This window comes from Stenotrophomonas sp. YJH_SMC_79 (genome assembly GCF_059367995.1).
This window is the reverse complement of sequence record NZ_JCAFRK010000004.1, coordinates 195,513-215,380: the sequence shown is the minus strand read 5'-3', so window position 1 is coordinate 215,380 and position 19,868 is coordinate 195,513. Positions and strand designations below refer to the sequence as shown.

The following is a 19,868-nucleotide window of genomic DNA, read 5'->3' as shown; positions in this document are numbered from 1 at the left end:
GGATGGGACGGCGCGCAACCCACCCTCGCGGGAGCAATCAATCGCGGGCGCGCAGATGCAGGCTGCCATCAGCGCCGGTATGCACCTGCACCGGCAGGATCTCCGGCAGCAGCGCAACGGCGGTCTCGGCGTGATCGGCATCGAACACGCCCGAGACCTGCAGCGGTCCCAGCTGCGGGTCATCCAGCACGATGGGGCGGTCGTGATAACGCTGCAGGATGCGCAGCACTTCGGCCAGCGGCAGGCGATCGAACTGCAGGCGACCACGGGTCCAGTCGGCCCGATCCGGGCTGACCGGCTCGGGTGGCGACAACGATCCCGGCTGGGCCAGCACACGCTGCCCTGGCTTCAGGCGCTGCTCGGTACCCCCGCCATCCACACGCACGCCCACCTCGCCGCGCCACAGGGTTACCTCGCTGAGGTTGCCCTGCCGGTCAACGTCGAACACCGTGCCGTAGTTGCGCACATGCACCGGCCCGGCCTCGACCTCGAACGGGCGCCAGGTCGAGTGCTGCACCTGGAAACGGGCCTGGCCCTGCACCAGCAACACCTGCCGCGAGCGAATGTGCCTGCGGACCTGCAGATGGGTGCCGGCGTCGAGCAGCAGATGGCTGCCATCGGGCAGTCGGATGTCGCGGCGTTCGCCTACCGCAGTCCGATAGTCATGCGCCTGCCATGCCGGGTCGGCAATGAACACGCCAGTGGCCGCGATCAGCAGCAGCGGCAGGACGATCTTCGCCGCACGCCCACCGCGACGACGCTGCAGGGCCTCCGCGCTGGGCATGGGGAAGCGTTCCTTCAGGGCATCCCGATGCTGGTCCAGCACCTGGTCGGTGGTGGCGGGTTGGACCGGCGGTTGCGGTGTCGGCGGCGGCTGTGGACTCATCGCAGGCCAGCCGACAGTTGGCAATCGGCCATGGCCAGGCGCAGGTGGCGCTCCACCGCCTTGAGGCCGATGCCCATGCGGCGGGCAACCTCGGCCTGCGGCAGTTCATGGATCTTGTGCAGGACGAAGACCTGCTGGCGGCGGCAGGGCATGCGCTCAATGGTCGCGCCCAGTCGCTGCATTGCCTGCTGTCCCTGCGCCTGCTGCTCCGGCCCGGGGCGCGGGCAGGTGTCATCGGGCAGCTCGGCACGTGCCTCCACCCAGTGCCTTCGCAGATCCTCGGCGCGGCAGCGGTCCACCGCGGCATCGTGTGCGATCCGCCGCAGCAGCGCGACCGGTTGGCGTGCGTCGTGCGCGACCGGGCGCTCCAGCAGGCGCACGCAGACATCGTGCACCACCTCACGGGCCAGTCCCGGCGAGCGGAAACGGCGGCGGAGATATTCCACCAGTTCCTCGTAATGGCGCACCAGCGAGGACATCAGCGGCGGCGCAGGCGGGCAGGGAGAGGGCAGGCGGGACATCCGGAACGGCAGTGGGGGTAAAGGGCGGGCACAGGGAGGGCATCCCTGCGCGATGACGCAATACTAATGGGAACTGTTCTCGTTTGCCATGCGGCACGCAGGCCCGGATTGTTCGTCGGGGCTGGAAGGTGAAACCACGATCATCGGCTGGAGCGCAGAATCGGCCGCGGCTAGCCTGCCAGCAGGCTCAAGGAGATGGACCATGCACGTGCTTCTGGTGATGGTGGGTGGGGTTCTGCTGTTGGGGGTATTCCTGCTGTTCGGGCGGCTGTGGAGCGTAGGCCAGTCACAGCTGCCCGCGGCCCTGATTGCGTTCACCGCCACCTGGCTGCTGGTGACGGTGGCCAACATGTGGGTGGGCGTGAGCAAGGCAGGCTACGCCGTCCGCGAGGAGCTGCCGATCCTGCTGCTGGTGTTCGCCGTGCCGGCCTTGCTGGCCGGTCTGCTGTACTGGCGCCTGGCGCGCTGAAGGACGGCCATGAGCACACGACTGCGACTGCCCGCCCTGCGCCAGCGCGATGGCCACCACGCCCGCGTCACCTACGAAGAGCTGTTCTTCGACCTCGTCTACGTATTTGCGGTTACCCAGCTCAGCCATCATCTGCTGCATCACCTGGACCTGGTCGGCGTGATGCAGACGCTGGTGCTGTGGTTCGCAGTCTGGCTGGGCTGGCAGTACGCCTGCTGGGTCAGCAACTGGTTCGATCCGGAGGCGCCACGCATCCGCAGCCTGCTGTTCGTCACCATGCTGCTGGCGCTGCTGATGTCCTCGTCCATTCCCGAGGCCTTCGCTGATCGCGCCTGGGTCTTCGCGGGGGCCTACGCCACCATGCAGGTCGGGCGTACGGTGTTCGTGCTGCTGGAGGTCGGGCGTCGCCACCCGCTGGCGCCCAATTTCCGCCGCATGCTGGCGTGGGTGAGCGTGTCGGCCTGCTTCTGGCTGGCGGGCGCTGCCGCCGAGGGCAACCTGCGCCTGGCATTGTGGGCGGTGGCGGTGGCCTGCGAGTACATCTCGCCGATGTTCGGTTTCGCGTTTCCGGGGTTGGGCCGCTCACACACCCGCGAGTGGACCATCGAAGGCGGGCACCTGGCCGAGCGTTGCCAGTTGTTCGTCATCGTCGCCCTGGGTGAGACGCTGCTGGCCACTGGCGGCGTGCTCAGCGAGGTCGAGCACTGGAGCGGCGATGTGGTCTCGGCGGTGCTGGCCACCTTCGCAGGCACCATCGCCATGTGGTGGCTGTACTTTGGCATCTCCAGCCGCGACGCCACTGCGGCGATCACCCATTCCGAGGACCCCGGGCGGATGGGCGCCAACTTCCACTACGTGCATGCGCTGCTGATCGCCGGCATCATCGCCACCGCGGTCGGCAATGACCTGGTCATGGACCATCCTGGCGCAGCGGTGACCCCGGTCTACGCCACGGTGCTGGTAGCGGGGCCGTTGATCTATCTGCTGGGCAGCGCCTTGTACAAGCGCATTGTGTACGGGCGCGCACCGTATTCGCATCTGATCGGCGCCACGGCGTTGGTCGTGTTGGGCGTGGTCTTGCCGCACACCCATCTGCTGGCCGCTGGCTGGCTGACCAGCGCGGTGCTGCTGGCGGTGGGCCTGATGGATACGCAGTTGAAGCGTCGCCTGCAGCGCGCATGATCTGCACGTGCCGTTGCCGTACTTGCGCGGGCGGGCAATGGGAGTAGCGTTGTCGGCACCCCCCCTTTGAACCGGGAGCAGCACTTCATGCAGAACCTGCCGCAATGGTTGTTGTGGGCCGGACTGTCTGCCGTGTTCGCAGCGTTGACCGCGCTGTTCGCCAAGGTTGGCGTCAAGGGCGTCGACTCGGACCTGGCCATGGCGATCCGCACCCTGGTGGTGGCCGCGGTGATCCTGCCGCTGGTGGTGGTCACCGGCAAATGGTCCAATCCGTTGCTGCTGCCGGGCCGCACCCAGCTGTTCCTGGTGCTGTCGGCACTGGCTACCGGCGCTTCATGGCTGTTCTATTTCCGCGCGCTGCAGAGTGGTGAGCTGGCCAAGGTCGCAGTGGTCGACAAATTCAGTGTGGTGCTGGTGATCGTACTGGCCTACCTGCTGCTGGGCGAACGTCCGACCCTGCGGGAGTGGAGCGGCATCGGCCTGGTGGTGGCCGGGGTGATCGTACTGGCGACGAAGAAGTAGCAGTGTTCAAACCCATCGACGAGGGAGAGCAGGATGCAGGGCGAAGCGCGCGGTACCTTTGAAGTGAACCTGCTGCCGATCGGTGGCAACGATGGCCCGATCGGGGTGATGTCGATCGACAAGATCTTCCATGGTGACCTGCAGGGCAGCAGTGTCGGCCAGATGCTGGCATTCCGCAGCCCGGTGCAGGGCTCGGCGGGCTATGTGGCGATGGAACGGGTAACGGCCACGCTGGCTGGGCGTCAGGGTGCTTTCACCTTGCAGCACAACGGTCTGATGACCCGGGGGACGCCGGAGCTGAGCGTGGTGGTGGTGCCCGATTCGGGCAGTGAAGGACTGCTCGGCTTAAGTGGCACACTGGAGATCTCCATCAGTGAAGGCCGCCACGATTACCGGTTGGTCTACGCGCTGCCGGAGCCGGAATAGGCTGCTTGCGGGTTCAAGCGCTGCCCGCCTGCAGGCGGTCATACATCCGCACCAGGTCGACCAGGGTGCGCGCGCCCATCTTGCGCATCACCTGCGCGCGGCGCACCTTCACCGTGATCTCGCTCACCCCGAGGTCGCCGGCGATCTGCTTGTTGAGGCGGCCGCGTACCACGCCGTCGACCACCTCGCGTTCGCCGGCGTTGAGGGTGTCCCAACGCAGCTGCAGCGCGCCGAGTGCCTCGCCGTCGCGGCGGCGCTGGCGGTCGATCTCGATGCCCTTGTGGATGGCATCCAGCAGTTCCTGGTCGCGGAAGGGCTTGGTCAGGAACTCGATGGCGCCGTCCTTGATCGCGTTGACGCCCATGGCGATGTCACCGTGGCCGGTGATGAACACCACCGGCAGCTGCAGGCCGTGGCTGCCCATCGTGCGATGGAACTCGAGGCCGCTCTGGCCTGGCATGCGCACGTCCAGCACCAGGCAGGCCGGTGCATCTTCCAGTTCGTGTTCGAGGAACGCCTGGGTGGAAGCGAAGGCGCGCACCTGCAGGCCCATCGAGGCCAGCAGGTCCTCCAGTGCGGCGCGCACCGACGGGTCGTCGTCGATCACGTAGACGATGGGTGCTGGATCGATGGCAGGGGCAGGGGGCTTACGCATGTTGAACGTCCGTGGCGATGGGCAGGTCGAAGACGAAGCAGGCGCCGCCGCCTGCCGGTCGTTCGGCGCGGATCTGGCCGTCGTTGGCCTCGATCATCGAACGGCTCAGGCTGAGGCCCAGTCCCAGCCCGTGTGACTTGGTGGTCCAGAAGGCATCGAATACTCGCTCGGGATGATCGGCGGGCAGGCCCACGCCCCGGTCGCGCACGCTGAGACTGACCCGCTGGCCGTCACGCCGGGTCAGCAGCGAAAGGCGCCGGTCGGCTGGCGGCACGGCTTCCATTGCGTCCACCGCATTGAGGATCAGATTGCCGATCACCTGCTGAACCTGCACGCGGTCGGCCTGCACCGGCGGCAGGTCGGCGTCCAGCAGCAGCGCCACGGCCACGCCATGCTGGTCCAGCTCGCTGCGCGACAACGCGAGCATTTCCTCCACCGCCTGGTTCAGGTCGAAGGCCCGTCGTTCTGGTGCCGCGCCCTGGGTCAGGCCGCGGATGCGGGCGATCACGTCACCGGCGCGGTGCGCGTCGGCCAGGATGCGGGCCACGGTCTGGCGGGCCTTGTCCACGTTCGGCGGGTCCTGTGCCAGCCAGCGCTGGCAGGCTTCGGCGCTGCTGGCGATGGCCGCCAGCGGCTGATTCACTTCATGCGCGATGGAGGTGGTGAGCTCGCCCACGGTGGAGGCGCGTGCCACCCGCAGCAGGCGGCCCTGCGCTTCCTGCACGGCGGCCTTGGCCGCTTCCATGTTCAGGGCGAGATAGGTGGTGATGCCGATCACCAGCATGCCGATCACCGAGTTGACCAGGCCGATGCGGTAGGTGCCGAAGCGGGTGAGGAAGAAGCTCAGCCCGGTCAGCGCGATGCAGGCCAGGGCAAGCGTGATCAACCCGCGCGCGCTGAGCACGCGCGCTGCGGCGAGGATGACCGCGGCGTAGAAGCAGGCTGCCGCGACCGCGTAGTCGGTGACGGTATCGATCAGGAAGATCGCCGCCATCACGACGATCAGGGCCAGCAGCACCAGCGGGCGGCGAGGCGACAGCGATGGCATCGGGACAGCTCCCTGGCGTGGGGGGAAAGGATAGCAAAGCCATCATCGGTAGATGCCGACCTTGGTCGGCGTGCTCTCGTGGAGTGGGTGCCGACCGTTCGTCGGCACAAGCCAGAACGGTGCCTGGTAGTGCCGGCCGCTGGCCGGCAAATGCGTGGTGTTGCCGGAATTCATGAGCTTGCCGGCCAGCGGCCGGCACTACTCCTCCAGGCTGGCGTTCCAGAACCCCTGCAGTACGCCGGGTGTGGTCGCCAGCGTCGCCAGCACCGCATCCAGTTCGCCGGCATCCACCGTGGTGGCATACAACACCGCTTCGATCTCCACATCGCGCTCGCCGAACGGGCGCTGGTCCACCGCGCGCACCGGGTACTGTGCCTGCTCAAGCAGCAGCAACAACTGGTCCAGCACCTCGGCCTGCTGCTCGCGCTGGCAGACCACGTTGATCGCATAGGTCGCCTCGCTGAACGCCTCCGGCAGCGGTTGCCGCTGGATGCGGTTCACCACCGGCCGCAGCAGCGTGTTGGCGGCCAGCACGAACACCGCGGCCAGTACCGCCTCCGGCAGCAGCTTGATACCTGCGCAGGCACCCACCGCCGCCGATCCCCACAGAGTGGCCGCCGTGTTCAAGCCGGATACCTGGGCCCCGTCCTTCATGATCGCGCCGGCGCCGAGAAAGCCGACGCCGGAGATCACATAGGCCACCACGTGCAGCGGCGATGGCGGGCCACCGTACAGGTCATGGAAGCGCACGGCCAGATCGACGAACACCGCCGCTCCCACCGCCACCAGCGTATTGGTACGCAGGCCCGCGGTGCGCTGGCGCAACTGCCGCTCCAGGCCGATGACCGTGCCCAGCACGAACGCCACCGACAGGCTGATCAGCGAGCTGAGCGTGGCGCCGGCGTTGAACGCCGGCAGGTTCGGATTGATGTCCATTGTCTTTCTCCCTGGACAAAGCGGCGGGCGCTTACTGCCAGCCGTAACGACGGATGTAGAACCGCTTCAGCGCAGTGGTCAGCACCGCATAGCCGAACAGGATCGCCACCAGGAACGGCCAGTAGCCGGCCGGCAGCGCCTGCAGCTTGAAGTAGCCGGCCAGCGGGCTCATCGGCAGGGCCACGCCGATTGCCATGATCAGGCCGGTCATCAGCAGCAGTGGCGGAGCCGCGATGCTCTGCAGGAACGGCACCTTCGGCGTGCGGATCATGTGCACGATCAAGGTCTGGGTCAGCAGGCCGACCACGAACCAGCCGGACTGGAACAGGCCCTGGTCGGCCGGCGTGCGTGCATCGAACACGTACCACATCAGCGCGAAACAGGTCAGGTCGAAGATCGAGCTGATCGGCCCGAAGAACACCATGAAGCGGCCGATGTCCGCCGGGTTCCACTTCAGTGGCTTGCGCACCAGCTCCTCGTCCACGTTGTCGAACGGGATGGCGATCTGCGAGATGTCGTACAGCAGGTTCTGTACCAGCAGCTGCAGCGGCAGCATCGGCAGGAACGGCAGGAAGGCCGAGGCCACCAGCACCGAGAACACGTTGCCGAAGTTGGAGCTGGCGGTCATGCGGATGTACTTCAGCATGTTGTTGAACGTGCGCCGGCCCTGGATGACACCTTCCTCCAGCACCATCAGGTTCTTTTCCAGCAGAATGATGTCGGCCGCCTCCTTGGCGATGTCCACTGCACTGTCCACGCTGATGCCGATGTCGGCCGCACGCAGTGCCGGGGCATCGTTGATGCCATCACCAAGGAAACCGACCACCTTGCCCTGTGCGCGCAGCTCACGCACCAGGCGCTCCTTGTGCAGCGGCGTCAGGCGGGCGAACACGCGGTGGTGGTGCAGCGCACGCGACAGCGCGCCGTCATCCATGCGCTCGATCTGCGGGCCGGTCAGGATGGTGTCGGCGTCCAGCCCGACCTGGGCGCAGACCCGGGCGGTGACCAGCTCGTTGTCACCGGTGAAGACCTTCACCTCCACGCCATGCGCGGCCAGTGCCTGCAGCGCCTGCGCTGCCGATTCCTTCGGCGGGTCCAGGAAGGCCACGTAGCCGACCAGGGTCAGGTCGCACTCGTCGGCCTGCGAATAGGTGGTCTGGCTGGCGGCGGTCTCCTTCATCGCCACCGCCACCACGCGCAGGCCCTGTTCGTTCAGTTCCTCGGTGGTCTGCCGCACGCGGGCCAGGCGGTGCTCGTCCAGTGGCATGTCCTGGCCGTTTTCGCGCACGGTGCTGCACACCGCCAGCATTTCTTCCACTGCCCCCTTGCAGATCAGCTCATGGTGGTCCTCGCGCTCGGAGACCACCACCGACATGCGGCGGCGCTCGAAATCGAACGGAATCTCGTCCACCTTGTGGTAGTCCTGCGACAGCCGCAGCGAGCTCTGCAGCTCAACGTGCTCCAGTACCGCACGATCCAGCAGGTTGATCAGGCCGGTCTGGAAGTGGCTGTTGAGATAGGCGAACTTCAGCACGTCTTCCGAATCGTGACCGAACACATCGGTGTGGCGCTCCAGCGCGATCTTGTCCTGGGTGAGCGTGCCGGTCTTGTCGGTGCACAGCACTTCCATGGCGCCGAAGTTCTGGATCGCATCCAGGCGCTTGACGATCACCTTGCGCCGTGACAGCAGCACCGCACCCTTGGCCAGGGTGGAGGTGACGATCATCGGCAGCATCTCCGGCGTCAGGCCCACCGCCACCGACAGCGCGAACAGGAATGCCTCGGTCCAGTCACCCTTGGTCCAGCCGTTGATCAGCAGCACGAACGGCACCATCACCAGCGCGAAGCGGATCAGCAGCCAGCTGACACTGTTGACGCCGGCCTGGAATGCGGTCGGCGCACGGTCGGTGGCGGTGCTGCGCTGGGCCAACGTGCCGAAGTAGGTGCGGTTGCCGGTGGCCAGCACCACGGCGGTGGCCGTGCCGGACACCACATTGGTGCCCATGAACAGCAGGTTGTGCTGTTCCAGCAGGCCGGCCAGGCCGTCGCCGGGGTGCGCGAACTTCTCTACCGGCAGCGACTCGCCGGTCATCGCGGCCTGCGCCACGAACAGGTCCTTGGCGGTCAGCACGCGGCAGTCGGCCGGAATCATGTCGCCGGCCGACAGCACGATATGGTCACCGGGCACCAGCTCGCGGATCGGCAGGTCGAGCAGGCGTGCCGGGCGACGGCTGTGCAGGTGCGCGCCGAAGTACTGGTCGGCCACATCGGCGGCCTCGGTACCGGGATTGCGGCGCAGCACGCGTGCGGTGTTGCCGACCAGTGCCTTCAGCCGCTCGGCCGCACGGTTCGAACGACCCTCCTGAACGAAGCGGATCAATGTGGACAGCAGCACCATCGCGCCAATCACGATCGTCGCCTTGATGTCCTCGGTCAGCCAGGAAACCGCCGCAAGCACGGTCAGCAGCAGGTTGAACGGATTGCGGTAGCACTGCCAGAGGTGCCGCCACCACGGCAGCGGCTTTTCGTGATCCACCTCGTTGGGGCCGAGCGTGGCCAGCCGCTCCCCGGCCTCATGCGGGCTGAGGCCATCGGCATGCGACTCCAGCGTGGCCAGCAGTTCGGCTTCCTCCTGCTGGGCAAGGGTGACCAGGCCGGTGGTGAGCGCGAACGGCGCCGCTTCGGCGCTGCCCGGGCCAAAGCCGGCTTCGGGCATCGCACGGCGGCGGAACAGGTTGCCTGCGCGACGGCTGCGCAGGAAGGCATTGAACCAGGCGTTGAGCAGGCTCATGGGACTCTCCTCGAATGTCAGAGCCGGCCGCGGCCGGAACACGAACGGAATAGTTGGAACAGGTCAGGCGTGGCGCATCGCCAGCACCGCCGGTGACCACGGCTGCATGTGCAGCCGCTGGCTGCCACCGATGCACAGCGGCTTCATCGCATCGCGCAGGGGATAGGGCAGGTGGCGCAGCACATTGATGCGCTCGCTGATCGGCAGCAGCGACAGCGCGTCGGCCACCACGCGTGGCGAACCGAGCGACAGCGAACGGGCAAACGTGACCGGGCCGTGCTGCAGCAGCTGGCTGCGCAGCGCGGCAACATCGCGCTCGCCGATCAGGCGGCGCAGGGTGATGTAGAGGATCTTGTAGGACATGGGGGGATCTCCAGGCAGGCGGCACCTGGCGGTCCCCCGTCACTCAGGCAGGCAGGGACCGGCGGGCAGGCGCCAGGAACAGGCAACACGCGGGCATCCGGGGCGCGGTGCGCCCGGCAGGGTCGGGGTCCATCTGCGTCTCCATGAGGGGAGGGTGCCGGCCAGGATTGCCCTGGCCAGTGGCGCTATTGTCCGCCCCTGAATGGGGCAGTCCTAGAGGCCCGTGGGTTAGCCCGGCTATACCTTGGTATAGCCGGGTACCGGTAGCGCCAATCGAGGGTTCAGTGATGGATCAATGCGAAGCGCTGGTCTGCTTGCACACGTCGTACTCGCCACGGGTCAACGTCTTGTCACGGTCGGTATCGCAGGCATGCAGGCGTTCGGCCCAGTCCGGTGCGACGGCATCCACCTCGGCCAGCGTGACGATGCCGTCCTTGTCCTTGTCCAACGATTCGTAGGCAGGGATGAGCCTTACTTCGGTCACGTCCTCGGCGGCCGTTGCCTTGCTGGCCTCCTGGGTCTTGGAGCACGCGCCGAGCAGCAGGCCTGCACAGAGCGCGAGGGCGAGGGGGAGGTGGCGAAAACCGGTCATGGCGTGCTCCTGGGGAAAGGGCGAACCACCGGTGCGGTGGCCACGGCCGGATCTTCTGCGCGGGGCTGTAAGCGGGCTGCGAAGAACCGACCGGGTGGACATGTGTCGGTGGGCCGCCATTCACCGGGCCGCGTAGCGGCGATTGCGCAGAGATGCCCGGGGAGGCCGTTGGGCGGAGACGACTCTACCCTTGAACGGTGGAATGCCGGCCAGCGGCCGGCACTACCCATCTGCTCAGACGCGGTCGGCAAAGGCATCTGTCGCGCGCACCAGCGCATCCACCGTGGCCGGCTCGTTGGCGCTGTGCCCGGAGGTCACCATCTCCAGCCGGGCTTCCGGCCAGGCCTTGGCCAGATCCCAGGCGCTGCGCGGCGGGCAGATGATGTCGTAGCGGCCCTGTACGATCACGCCCGGGAGATGACGGATACGATCGACATCACGCAACAGTTGGTCCGGCTCCAGGAAGATGCCGTTGCGGAAGTAGTGCGCCTCGATGCGGGCCTTCGCCAGCGTAGCCAGCGGATCATCGGTGGATTCGGCATCCACGTCGTGCTGCAGGGTGGCGGCGTTGTCTTCCCAGCCCAGCCAGGCCTGTGCGGCTTCGATGCGGGTCGCTTCATCCGGGCCATCCATACGCGTCCAATAGGCCGCGATCATGTCACCACGCTCGGCTTCCGGGATGTAGGCCTCATAACGGTCCCAGCGCTCCGGGAAGATCCAGCGCGCACCACCGTTGGCCTCGGCAAACCAGCGGTTCTCGATCTCGCGACCGAGGAACACGCCGCGCACGATCAGTCCGGTGGCGCGTTCGGGATGCGCCTGTGCGTAGGCCAGCGACAGCGTCGAACCCCAGGAACCGCCATAGACCAGCCAGCGCTCGATGCCCAGATGCTCGCGCACCTTCTCGATGTCGGCCACCAGATCCTGCGTGGTGTTGTCGCGCAGTTCGCCGAACGGCGTGGAGCGGCCGCTGCCGCGCTGGTCGATCAGCACGATGCGGTAGCGCGCCGGGTCGAAGAAGCGACGATGGGTCGGCGAGATGCCGGCGCCCGGGCCACCGTGCAGGTACACCACCGGAATGCCCTCCGGCGTGCCGCACTCTTCGATGTGCAGCGTGTGCAGATCGCTCACCTTCAGGGTGAACTCGCGATAGGGCTCGATGGCGGGGTACAGGGTGCGCATGGCAGGGGCCTCACAAGCAGGGGCGGCCAGCATACCCCCACCCGTGGCACCCGGCAGCGCTGGTTGCCTGCCCGGTGATGGAAATGCGCTTGCCGATGCGCATAAGCTTCGATGATGCATGCGACCCCGACACGGATGTTCACCTTCGATCCCGGCCTCAGCAGCGGCGCGCGCGAGCTGCTGAAGTGGATCGCGTTACTGGCCATGACCGGCGATCACGTGGCCAAGGTGGTGTTCGGTGGCTACGTGCCGGTGGTCAGTGAGCTGGGGCGCATCGCCTTCCCGCTGTTCGCGCTGGTGATGGCCTGCAACCTGGCCCAGCCGGGGGCCGACCTGCGCAAGTCGATGCGTCGGCTGGCCCTATGGGGGCTGATCGCGCAGCCATTGCACGCACTCGCGTTCGGTTCCTGGCTGCCGCTCAACATCCTGCTGACCTTTGCCCTGGCGGCAGTCGCCGTGCATGCGCTGGCAAACAATCGACCGGTGCAGCTGTTGCTGGCTGCAGGCGTGTTGCCGATGTTCGTGGACTACCAGTGGGCCGGGGTTGGCAGCGTGCTGCTGGCCTGGATCGCGTTCCGGCGTTGCGCGTGGTGGCCGCTGCTGATTGCCTTGGCGGCGGTGTGCTGGGTCAATCAGAACGGCTGGTCGCTGCTGTCCATTCCTGTAGTGCTGCTGACTGCGCGCGTGCAGTGGCAGTTGCCACGTTGGCGCTGGATGTTCTATGGGTACTACGTGGGACATCTGCTGGTGTTGGCGGTGGTGGCGCGCGTGCTTTCGTGATCAATGCATGCGTGGTCGTGCCTTGCGCCGGTAGATCCACGCCAGGCGTGGATGCGTTTGGCGGATCACCATGGAACCAGCCAGGCATGGCCTGGCTCTACAGTTCCCGGTAGATCCACGCCAGGCGTGGATCCCGTTGACAGTTTTTCGCCCGCCTCAGAACTCCATCGTTGCCGACACCAGCACCGTCCTCGGTGCACCCAGCGCCAGGCTCGACAACAACGGCATGCCCCAATACGCCTTGTTGGTCAGGTTGTTGACGGTGGCCCGCAGCGCAAGCGGTCGACCCGCCAGCGTCGTGCTGTAGCGCGCGCCCACGTCGAACAGGGTGCGTCCCGGCACCGATAGGCTATTGTCCGCACTGATGTACTGCTTCGATATCGCCGTGGCATTGCCGGTCAAGGTCAGGCCCTGCAAGGTCGGCACATCCCATTCCACACCGAGCTTGGCCTGCCGCTGCGCCACGGCAGTGGCGATGCGCCCCTCATTCACGCCGCCGGCCGTGCGGGTCAGCTTCGGCTGCACATAGGCCACGCCACCGAGCAGGCGCACGCCGTCCATCGGTGCGCCGAAGAAGCCCCATTCCACGCCACGGTTCCGTTGTTCGCCGCCAAACGAGAAGATGTTCGTGACCGGGTCGGTGTAGCTGCTCGGTCGCTTGATCTCGTACACACTGAAGGTGTGCGCGAAGCTGCCCAGGTCCAGCTTCAGGCCCAGCTCCTTCTGCTTGGTGCGGAACGGGGCGAACACATCGCCGGCGTTGGCGGCAGTCATCGGCGCGGTAGCGCCCTGGCTGAGGCCTTCGATGTAGTTGGTGTAGAGGGAGATCGTGTCGGTGGCCTTCACCAGCAAGGCTGCTGCCGGGGTAGTGGCGCTCTCGTCATACCGCGAAGTACGTGCGCCCGTGGCCACGTTGAAGGTCTCACTGACCACCTGCTGGCGGCGCACGCCCAGTGTCAGCTGCACGCGGTCATCGGCGAAGGAAAGGGTATCGGCGAAGCCGAGGCTGTCCAGGCGCAGTTCGGTATGTGAGATGTGCGGCGCCACGAACGGCGCGGCCGGGCCCCACACCGTGTTGTAGAGGTTGGTGGTCCAGTCCCAGCCGGGCACGCTGCGGCGGCCGTAGTCGTTCTGGGTGTGCTGGTAATGGGTCACGTTGGCCGCCCACTGGTGACCCACATTGCCAGTGCGGAACGAGCCGCGCAGGCCGGCATCACCGGACTGCTTCTTGATGTCGAAGGCGAGCTGGCCGATCACCGTCGTGAAGTCGCCGGCCGGATTGAGGATCTGCGCGCTGATCGAACCGTTGTAGCGGTAGTCGGTCCTGCTGGTGCCGTAGGCGAGGTAGGCCATAAGGCTATCGTTGATATCCAGCTCGCCGCGCAGCATCGCGCCCTTGTCCTGGCTGTCCACGTAGGCCCAGTCCGGGTTGATCAGCGTATCGCCGCGTGGGGGGCGCGGAATGGCCACGCCCGGTGCCAGGCCGACGCCACGTGCCGGGCCGTCGACACGGTCATCGGCGCTGTACAGATCGGCCGACAGCCGCGCATGTTCGCCGCGCCAGTCCAGTGCCAGCGAACCGAGCTGTACCTTCTTGCGCTGCTTGCCCACGGCGCCATCACCGTCACGCCAGGCGCCGTTGAAGCGGATGCCGAACTGCTTGTCGGCGCCGAGGCGGCGGCCCATATCCACATGGGTGCCGAACTGCGCATCGGAGGCGAAGTTGGCACTGACCCGCAGCAGCGGTTGATCGCCGGCACGCTTGGGTACCAGATTGACGCTGCCACCGACCGAGCCGCCCGGCGGCATGCCGTTGAGCAGCGCGGAGGGGCCTTTCAGCACTTCGATGCGCTCGAACATTTCCGGCGAGGTGCGGTAGTACGGCGCCATGCCGCTGAGCCCGTTGAAGGTGGTGTCGCTGGTGCTGGAGGCGAAGCCGCGGATCGCATAGTTCTCGCTCCAGGAACCGGTGACGCCATTGCTGAATACCGTGGGGTCGGTGGCGGCAATGACGTCGGTCAGGTCCTTGGCCTGGCGATCACGGATGAAGGACTCGGTGTAGCTGACCGTGCTGAACGGCGTGTCCATGAAGTCCTTGTCGCCAAGCAGGCCGACGCGGCTGCCGGCAGCCACTTGCCCGCCTGCATAGTCCGCGGTGACCCGCCGCTGTTCCTGCACCTGCACCGAGGGGAGGGTGGAGGGTGCGGTGTCGGCCAGCGCGGCAAACGAGGCCAGCAGCCCCAGCGCGAGGGCGGACATCCGGTAGCGCAGGGGCATGCCCGGCGGATGCATCAGGCTGGAGGATGCGGCGGCAGCACGATGCTGCGCAGAAGTGAAATTGTAAACGGTCATGCCAGAGTCCTGTGAATCGCAGGCGCGAGCGCGCCTGGCGCGCTGCCGACGGCAAGCACGGGGAGAGGGCGCAGCGCAGGGTTGTTGGCTGGGTGGGGACCTGGCGGGAGGTGAGCCATGGGCTCGATTACGGGCAGCGTGCTGGACGCATTCCGAATTAGTTGAGTAAATTAAACTAAATCAATCGAAGCGGACAAGAGGGTCCCTTTGCTGGCACCCTCAGCAGGGTATGGACGCGCACCGTAAGAGCAGGCACCGCATGAGCACGCACCCCGATCCAACGGCGCCGACCCGTGGCCGCCCGCCCACCATCACCCCGGAGCGCCTGGCCGACATCGGCATCCGCCTGGGCCTGCCCAACCTGACCATGGCCAACGTGGCCGCCGAACTGGCGGTGACCCAGGCGGCGCTGTACAAGCGCGTGGCGAACCTGGAGGCGCTGAAGCGCCTGGTGGCGGAGGCGGTGTTCCAGCGCTGGCAGATTCCGCGCGCGTCGGTTGACGCGCCGGGTGGGCTGGAGGCCTACCTGATGGGGTTCGTGGAGTCACTGTGTGAGGTGGTGAAGGCGCATCCCGGGCTGCCGCCGTATCTGCTGCGGCGCACGGTGGCAACCGCGCCGATGCTGGAGAAGATCGCCTCGCACCAGGCGCACGTGGCCGAGGTGTTCGGCCTGCCGGTGGACAAGGCGCGCTGGCTGCTGGCCACGATCGCCTTCTACTGCATCGCCGGCGCCGACACGATCTATGCGATTGCGGACGACGAAGAGGGGCAGGTGATCACCGAGTTCAAGCAGGGCATGCGGGCGCTGGTGATCGGTTCGTTGGAAGTATCGCGGCTTCGGTAGATGCACGCCCTGCGTGGATGATCGTGGCCGTTCACCACGACGCCAGCCAGGCATGGCCTGGCTCTACTGGACCGATCGCGTAGTGTCGAGAATACAATGCGGCCATGCCTGCCACCCCCACTCTCGATGATCTTCGCCGCTACGCGGTGGCGCGCACCCTGTTCAAGCCGACTACGCTGCTGACCGCGATACGACGGCTGGGCTTCGTGCAGGCCGATCCGATCCGGGCACCCGCACGCGCGCAGGACCTGACCCTGCGCCACCGGGTGAAGGACTACCGCGCCGGTGACCTTGAGCGGCGCTACACGCGTCTGCCGGTGGAAGAGGATTGCCTGGTGAACTACGGTTTCCTGCCTCGCGAGCACCTGGCACTGATGCACCCGCGCGTCTCCAGGCGCGAGTGGGACGCCGAGACCCATCGCCGCGCGGCCGACGTGCTGGCCTTCGTGCGCGAGCGCGGCAGCGTGCACCCGCGCGAGGTCGACCAGGCGTTCGCGCATGGGCGGGTGACCAACTACTGGGGCGGCACCAGCAACGCGAGCACGCACCTGCTGGATGGCATGCACTACCGAGGCCTGCTGCGCGTGCAGCGGCGCGACAGTGGCACCCGCATCTATGCAGTGGCAGAGCACGCCGAACCGGATGCCAGCGAGCAGGCGCAGGTCGAACGCGCCGCAGCCCTGGTCGACCTGGTGGTGCGCAAGTACGCGCCGCTGCCCTCGGCCAGCCTGACCTATCTGGTGCGCCTGCTGGGCTATGGCGCGCCGCATCTGGCCGAGCAGACCCGCAAGGCACTGTCACTGGCCAAGCAGCAGCTGGCCAGTTGCACGCTGGAGGGCACCACCTGGTTCTGGCCGGCGGACGAGAATCCGCGCTCGCGCCGGCATGCGCCGGACGAGCACGTGCGCCTGTTGGCGCCGTTCGATCCGGTGGTGTGGGACCGTCGCCGCTTCGAGCTGCTGTGGGATTGGGTCTACAAGTTCGAGGCCTACACGCCTGCGCCGAAGCGCCAGTACGGCTACTACGCACTGCCGGTGCTGTGGCATGACCAGGTGGTGGGCTGGGCCAATCTCAGCGTGCGCGACGGTGAGTTGGTTTCGAACGTCGGTTATGCCGGCAAGTCGCTGACCCGCGACAAGGTATTTCGTGGCGCGCTCGAAGACGAACTGCAGCGCATGGCGGAGTTCCTGTAGCGCCGAGCGGCGCATGGGTACCCATCGCGCCTGGTAGTCGCCAACCTTGGTTGGCGCCGCCCTTCATCGGTGCCCACCAAGGTGGGCAGCTACCGAAGCCGCGGTCGCTTGCCGATCATATTGGTCATCGCGCACGGGGATTCGTGCTCCGGCCAACGCGTTCGCGAACCTGCACCGTGCTAGCGTCTTCGGACTGGAGGTCACGATGACGATCAAGGCATTCTGGGACGATCCCTACCGCCTGCGCCAGGAGGCGCGGGTCAGCTCTGCCTTGGGCGATGAGGTCCGGCTGGACGAGACCATCTTCTTCGCGTTCTCCGGTGGCCAGGAAAGCGACGCCGGGTCCATCGGTGGCCATCCGGTGCTGGAAGCACGCAGGGATGGACTGGACATCGCCTATCGACTGCCCTACGGGCACGGCCTGCGGATAGGCGATGCGGTCATGGTCGAGGTTGATGGCCTGCGCCGCTACGGCCTGATGCGCCACCATTTTGCGGCGGAGATGATCCTGCAGCTGGTGTATGCGCTGGAGCCGGGCATCGACAAGGTCGGTGCGCATATCGGCCCGGCCAAGGCCCGCATCGATTTCGCGCGGGAAGGCAGCATCTCGGTGCTGTTTGATGCGCTGCAGGCCCAGTCCGCCGCGTTGGTCGCTGCCGACCTGCCGATCATTGCCGCGTTCTCCGACGAGGCCAACCACCGCCGCTTCTGGCAGGTGGAGGGCTTCGCGCAGATGGGCTGTGGCGGCACCCATCCACGCCGTACCGGGGAGATCGGCACGCTCTCGCTGAAGCGGAAGAACCAGGGCAAGGGCGTGGAGCGCATCGAGATCACCCTGGAAGCCCGGCCGTTCCCGGCATCGTGCGGTACGTTGCCCGGGTAGCCGCCAACCTGGGTCGGCGCCGCACAGTGTTGGTGCCCACCAAGGTGGGCAGCTACCGATTCAGCCGCCCATGCGCCACCATCGCCAGCACGACCACGCCAGCGGCGACGCTGGTGTGACCGGACAGCGCGGCCAGACCCAGACCCAGGCCCAACCCGCGCATCGCGAACACGGTGCTGAACACCAGTAGCGCCCATCCGACCGCGCGCAGCTGCTGCGTCGTAGCAACGCTCAACACGCGATGCAGCACGTCCCGCTGATGGCGCTCCATTGCCAGTGCCAGGCAGGTGAACGCGGCCAGAGACAACACGAACAGAATGACGTGGATCATGCGCTGGCCTCCGCAGCGGCATTGCATGACGCTGCAGACGGCCGTGCACGCTTCAACTTTGGCGCATGCTTCCAGGTTCGCCACGCCAGCAGAGCGTGCAGGGCGGCCAGGGCCAGCAGGGTCAGGTCGGTGCCGGCGAACGCCCAGTCGCCCGTGGCCAACGTGTGCCACAGCGGATGCGGTGTGGTCACCGCCGTCAGTACCGGCAGCAACGCCAGCATCAACGCACCCAACACGAACTGCTCGACCCATGCACGCTTCGGCGCACGCAGCGTGGCATGAACGAACATTGCCGCCCAGGCCAGGAAAAATACGTGCACCTCCCACGCGGCACGCCCATCAAGTCCGGTGGGCAGCAGGCGGTTGGCCCACAGATAGGCCGCCATCGCCACCGACAGCCCAGCCACCGTGGCGATGTTGAGCCTCTCGACCAGGCGGAAGCCGAAGTGGGGGCACTGCGGGTCGGGCAGCTGTGTACGGCGCTTGACCGTCCACAGCACCAGCCCGGTGCCGACCATGGCGGTGCCGGCCAGGCTGACGGTGAAGTACAGCCAGCGCAACGCAGTGTCAGCAAAGCGCCCCAGGTGCAGGCCGTACAGGACGCCCTGGGTATCAGCGGCGACGCCCGAGTGCTCCTTGATCTGCAACAGCTGCCCACCGCCATCGAACAGCAGGTAGTTCGGCGTGGTCGAAACGCGGCTCGACTGCGCGCGCACCACAGCCACGCGTGCGTTCTCATCGCCGGGGTTCTGCACCTGCACGCTGCCTACCGCGCCGGTTCCCCAGCGCTGTTCGGCCTGCCGCACCCGTGCGCCGATGTCCGTAAGTGGAGCGGTGTGCCCTGCGGCCTTCTGCGGCGGCAGGAACAGCCGCATTTCGCTGACCACCTCGGCCTGCTGGCGCTTGTCCGGCAGTTTGGCCAGCCCCCACGGCATGTACAGCACCGCCAGCATCACCAGGCCACTCCAGGTGATCATGAAATGGAAGGGCAGGCCGAGTACCGACAGCGCCGCGTGACCATCCAGCCACGAGCGCTGGCCCTTGCCCCAGCGGAAGGTGAAGAAGTCGGCGAAGATCTTCTTGTGGGTGATCACGCCGCTGACGATGGCCACCAGCATGAACATCGCGCAGACGCCCACGATCCAGCGGCCCCACATGGCTGGCATGTAGTGCAGGTTGAAGTGGAACGCATAGAAGAAGTCGCCACCGCCGGTGTCCCGCGCCTGCAAGGGCGCACCGGTGCTGGCATCGAACAGGCCCGAATCGAAACCATGCCGGCCGCGGCCGCCCGGGCTGGCCCACATCGCCGACACCCACGGCATGCGCGCACTTGGCAGGCTCAGGTTGATCTGGCTGGCATCCGGTGCATCGGCCATGAGGTTGGAGACCGTGCGCTGCGCGACCACCGCCGCCTCTGGCAGGCTGGAGGGCGTAGCGATTTCGGGGCGTGTGTAGCGCGAGAGCTCGTCGCGGAAGTAGCTGGCGGTGCCGGTGAGGAACATCGCATACAGGATCCAGCCCGCGAGCAATCCGACCCAGATATGCAGGTCGGACATGGTCTGGCGGATGCCGCGTGGCTTCGCGGTGCGATCGCCCTTGCTCATGCGCCCGCTCCCTGGCCGACCGCTCGCGCGACCAGCCACAGTGGCAGGGCGATCACGATCAGCCCGATCCATGCGCGCCACGCCGAGCGCACCGCGAACACCCAGACCACGGCGCCGGCATACAGCAGGAAGCTGGCCAACATGCCGGTGAACACGGCCTGGCGGACATCGATGGGCAGCGCCAGTGTGGCGATGCTGCACAGTGCGGCCAGTACATAGCCGCCGAACAACGCGGCGATGATGCGTGAGACCAGGGGCAGCCAGGCCAGCACGGAAGCAGTTCGGGAAACGGTCAAGTCACTTCTCCA

At 66.9% G+C, this 19,868-nt stretch carries 21 protein-coding genes; 8 read left to right on the top strand and 13 right to left on the bottom strand.

All coding sequences use genetic code 11. From position 1 onward, the window contains the following. Positions 1-37 precede the first annotated feature (37 nt). Together AC5P57_RS16345 and AC5P57_RS16340 are read right to left on the bottom strand one after the other, a co-directional pair. Positions 38-886 carry a FecR family protein gene (locus AC5P57_RS16345; RefSeq protein WP_099550931.1) on the bottom strand — a complete coding sequence of 283 codons (849 nt, stop codon included), beginning with the start codon at positions 884-886 and terminating at the stop codon, positions 38-40. Beyond that, positions 883-1,407: an RNA polymerase sigma factor gene (locus AC5P57_RS16340; RefSeq protein ID WP_099550930.1), complete on the bottom strand. Its 525-nt coding sequence runs from the start codon at positions 1,405-1,407 to the stop codon at positions 883-885. The genes AC5P57_RS16345 and AC5P57_RS16340 overlap by 4 nt, the downstream gene beginning before the upstream one ends. Before the next feature lie 202 nt (positions 1,408-1,609). Here AC5P57_RS16340 and AC5P57_RS16335 point away from each other — a divergent pair, with 202 nt between their 5' ends. The 4 genes from AC5P57_RS16335 (at position 1,610) to AC5P57_RS16320 (ending at position 4,006) form a co-directional block, all read left to right on the top strand. Then, entirely contained in the window at positions 1,610-1,876 is a 267-nt protein-coding gene (locus tag AC5P57_RS16335) for a hypothetical protein (RefSeq protein ID WP_099551061.1), read from the top strand. A 9-nt stretch (positions 1,877-1,885) separates the two neighbouring features. Then, on the top strand, positions 1,886-3,058 hold the full coding sequence (locus AC5P57_RS16330; RefSeq protein ID WP_099551060.1) for a low temperature requirement protein A: 1,173 nt from the start codon (positions 1,886-1,888) through the stop codon (positions 3,056-3,058). Positions 3,059-3,145: 87 nt separating this feature from the next. Continuing rightward, positions 3,146-3,580 carry an EamA family transporter gene (locus AC5P57_RS16325; RefSeq protein ID WP_071305278.1) on the top strand — a complete coding sequence of 145 codons (435 nt, stop codon included), beginning with the start codon at positions 3,146-3,148 and terminating at the stop codon, positions 3,578-3,580. Between the two features lie 33 nt (positions 3,581-3,613). After that, positions 3,614-4,006 carry a DUF3224 domain-containing protein gene (locus AC5P57_RS16320; protein WP_262235067.1) on the top strand — a complete coding sequence of 131 codons (393 nt, stop codon included), beginning with the start codon at positions 3,614-3,616 and terminating at the stop codon, positions 4,004-4,006. Positions 4,007-4,019: 13 nt separating this feature from the next. Here AC5P57_RS16320 and AC5P57_RS16315 read toward each other — a convergent pair whose 3' ends face one another. The 7 genes from AC5P57_RS16315 to pip all read right to left on the bottom strand — a co-directional run bounded on the left by AC5P57_RS16315 (position 4,020) and on the right by pip (position 11,573). After that, complete coding sequence (locus tag AC5P57_RS16315; RefSeq protein ID WP_142806061.1) at positions 4,020-4,661, bottom strand: response regulator transcription factor; 642 nt, start codon at positions 4,659-4,661, stop codon at positions 4,020-4,022. Continuing rightward, a complete protein-coding gene (locus AC5P57_RS16310; protein ID WP_262235068.1) occupies positions 4,654-5,709 on the bottom strand; it encodes a sensor histidine kinase in 1,056 nt (351 codons plus the stop codon). The genes AC5P57_RS16315 and AC5P57_RS16310 overlap by 8 nt, the downstream gene beginning before the upstream one ends. 198 nt (positions 5,710-5,907) lie before the next feature. Continuing rightward, on the bottom strand, positions 5,908-6,645 hold the full coding sequence (locus AC5P57_RS16305; protein ID WP_005416700.1) for an MgtC/SapB family protein: 738 nt from the start codon (positions 6,643-6,645) through the stop codon (positions 5,908-5,910). 31 nt (positions 6,646-6,676) lie between these two features. Next, positions 6,677-9,436 carry a magnesium-translocating P-type ATPase gene (gene mgtA, locus AC5P57_RS16300; protein WP_262235069.1) on the bottom strand — a complete coding sequence of 920 codons (2,760 nt, stop codon included), beginning with the start codon at positions 9,434-9,436 and terminating at the stop codon, positions 6,677-6,679. A 63-nt stretch (positions 9,437-9,499) separates the two neighbouring features. Then, complete coding sequence (locus AC5P57_RS16295) at positions 9,500-9,799, bottom strand: hypothetical protein (protein ID WP_099481573.1); 300 nt, start codon at positions 9,797-9,799, stop codon at positions 9,500-9,502. A gap of 292 nt (positions 9,800-10,091) precedes the next feature. Beyond that, positions 10,092-10,391 (bottom strand): EF-hand domain-containing protein, encoded by a 300-nt coding sequence (locus AC5P57_RS16290; RefSeq protein WP_099551053.1) that lies wholly within the window; start codon positions 10,389-10,391, stop codon positions 10,092-10,094. 234 nt (positions 10,392-10,625) lie between these two features. Next, positions 10,626-11,573, bottom strand: coding sequence for a prolyl aminopeptidase (gene pip / locus AC5P57_RS16285; protein WP_262235070.1), 948 nt, complete (start codon positions 11,571-11,573; stop codon positions 10,626-10,628). 114 nt (positions 11,574-11,687) lie between these two features. Between pip and AC5P57_RS16280 the strand changes: the two genes are divergently transcribed. After that, positions 11,688-12,353, top strand: coding sequence for a TraX family protein (locus AC5P57_RS16280; RefSeq protein WP_262235188.1), 666 nt, complete (start codon positions 11,688-11,690; stop codon positions 12,351-12,353). Positions 12,354-12,509: 156 nt separating this feature from the next. Here the strand turns inward: AC5P57_RS16280 and AC5P57_RS16275 are convergent, their stop codons facing one another. After that, the gene (locus tag AC5P57_RS16275; RefSeq protein ID WP_262235071.1) at positions 12,510-14,705 is read right to left on the bottom strand and encodes a TonB-dependent receptor; all 2,196 of its coding nucleotides are present in this window, start codon (positions 14,703-14,705) and stop codon (positions 12,510-12,512) included. Between the two features lie 259 nt (positions 14,706-14,964). Here AC5P57_RS16275 and AC5P57_RS16270 point away from each other — a divergent pair, with 259 nt between their 5' ends. The 3 genes from AC5P57_RS16270 (at position 14,965) to AC5P57_RS16260 (ending at position 17,625) form a co-directional block, all read left to right on the top strand. Then, entirely contained in the window at positions 14,965-15,549 is a 585-nt protein-coding gene (locus AC5P57_RS16270) for a TetR/AcrR family transcriptional regulator (protein ID WP_014647283.1), read from the top strand. Between the two features lie 104 nt (positions 15,550-15,653). Then, a complete protein-coding gene (locus AC5P57_RS16265) occupies positions 15,654-16,742 on the top strand; it encodes a DNA glycosylase AlkZ-like family protein (protein WP_262235072.1) in 1,089 nt (362 codons plus the stop codon). 205 nt (positions 16,743-16,947) lie between these two features. Then, positions 16,948-17,625, top strand: coding sequence for an alanyl-tRNA editing protein (locus AC5P57_RS16260; protein WP_495219667.1), 678 nt, complete (start codon positions 16,948-16,950; stop codon positions 17,623-17,625). Between the two features lie 52 nt (positions 17,626-17,677). Here the strand turns inward: AC5P57_RS16260 and AC5P57_RS16255 are convergent, their stop codons facing one another. Genes AC5P57_RS16255 through AC5P57_RS16245 form a run of 3 tightly spaced genes read right to left on the bottom strand, consistent with a single transcriptional unit; the run spans position 17,678 to position 19,856 of the window. Beyond that, complete coding sequence (locus AC5P57_RS16255; RefSeq protein ID WP_099551048.1) at positions 17,678-17,956, bottom strand: DUF3325 domain-containing protein; 279 nt, start codon at positions 17,954-17,956, stop codon at positions 17,678-17,680. Further along, positions 17,953-19,560 (bottom strand): PepSY-associated TM helix domain-containing protein, encoded by a 1,608-nt coding sequence (locus AC5P57_RS16250; RefSeq protein WP_099551047.1) that lies wholly within the window; start codon positions 19,558-19,560, stop codon positions 17,953-17,955. Before AC5P57_RS16250 ends, AC5P57_RS16255 begins: the two co-directional genes overlap by 4 nt. Then, positions 19,557-19,856, bottom strand: coding sequence for a DUF3649 domain-containing protein (locus AC5P57_RS16245; RefSeq protein WP_099551046.1), 300 nt, complete (start codon positions 19,854-19,856; stop codon positions 19,557-19,559). Before AC5P57_RS16245 ends, AC5P57_RS16250 begins: the two co-directional genes overlap by 4 nt. Positions 19,857-19,868: the final 12 nt, after the last annotated feature.

Coding starts and splice junctions, on each gene's coding strand:
- AC5P57_RS16275 (WP_262235071.1), bottom strand. CDS start 14,705: ATGACCGTTTACAATTTCACTTCTGCGCAGCATCGTGCTGCCGCCGCA.
- AC5P57_RS16250 (WP_099551047.1), bottom strand. CDS start 19,560: ATGAGCAAGGGCGATCGCACCGCGAAGCCACGCGGCATCCGCCAGACC.
- AC5P57_RS16270 (WP_014647283.1), top strand. CDS start 14,965: ATGAGCACGCACCCCGATCCAACGGCGCCGACCCGTGGCCGCCCGCCC.
- AC5P57_RS16345 (WP_099550931.1), bottom strand. CDS start 886: ATGAGTCCACAGCCGCCGCCGACACCGCAACCGCCGGTCCAACCCGCC.
- AC5P57_RS16290 (WP_099551053.1), bottom strand. CDS start 10,391: ATGACCGGTTTTCGCCACCTCCCCCTCGCCCTCGCGCTCTGTGCAGGC.
- AC5P57_RS16315 (WP_142806061.1), bottom strand. CDS start 4,661: ATGCGTAAGCCCCCTGCCCCTGCCATCGATCCAGCACCCATCGTCTAC.
- AC5P57_RS16320 (WP_262235067.1), top strand. CDS start 3,614: ATGCAGGGCGAAGCGCGCGGTACCTTTGAAGTGAACCTGCTGCCGATC.
- AC5P57_RS16305 (WP_005416700.1), bottom strand. CDS start 6,645: ATGGACATCAATCCGAACCTGCCGGCGTTCAACGCCGGCGCCACGCTC.
- AC5P57_RS16325 (WP_071305278.1), top strand. CDS start 3,146: ATGCAGAACCTGCCGCAATGGTTGTTGTGGGCCGGACTGTCTGCCGTG.
- AC5P57_RS16265 (WP_262235072.1), top strand. CDS start 15,654: ATGCCTGCCACCCCCACTCTCGATGATCTTCGCCGCTACGCGGTGGCG.
- AC5P57_RS16280 (WP_262235188.1), top strand. CDS start 11,688: ATGCATGCGACCCCGACACGGATGTTCACCTTCGATCCCGGCCTCAGC.
- mgtA (WP_262235069.1), bottom strand. CDS start 9,436: ATGAGCCTGCTCAACGCCTGGTTCAATGCCTTCCTGCGCAGCCGTCGC.
- AC5P57_RS16295 (WP_099481573.1), bottom strand. CDS start 9,799: ATGTCCTACAAGATCCTCTACATCACCCTGCGCCGCCTGATCGGCGAG.
- AC5P57_RS16260 (WP_495219667.1), top strand. CDS start 16,948: ATGACGATCAAGGCATTCTGGGACGATCCCTACCGCCTGCGCCAGGAG.
- AC5P57_RS16340 (WP_099550930.1), bottom strand. CDS start 1,407: ATGTCCCGCCTGCCCTCTCCCTGCCCGCCTGCGCCGCCGCTGATGTCC.
- pip (WP_262235070.1), bottom strand. CDS start 11,573: ATGCGCACCCTGTACCCCGCCATCGAGCCCTATCGCGAGTTCACCCTG.
- AC5P57_RS16335 (WP_099551061.1), top strand. CDS start 1,610: ATGCACGTGCTTCTGGTGATGGTGGGTGGGGTTCTGCTGTTGGGGGTA.
- AC5P57_RS16310 (WP_262235068.1), bottom strand. CDS start 5,709: ATGCCATCGCTGTCGCCTCGCCGCCCGCTGGTGCTGCTGGCCCTGATC.
- AC5P57_RS16255 (WP_099551048.1), bottom strand. CDS start 17,956: ATGATCCACGTCATTCTGTTCGTGTTGTCTCTGGCCGCGTTCACCTGC.
- AC5P57_RS16330 (WP_099551060.1), top strand. CDS start 1,886: ATGAGCACACGACTGCGACTGCCCGCCCTGCGCCAGCGCGATGGCCAC.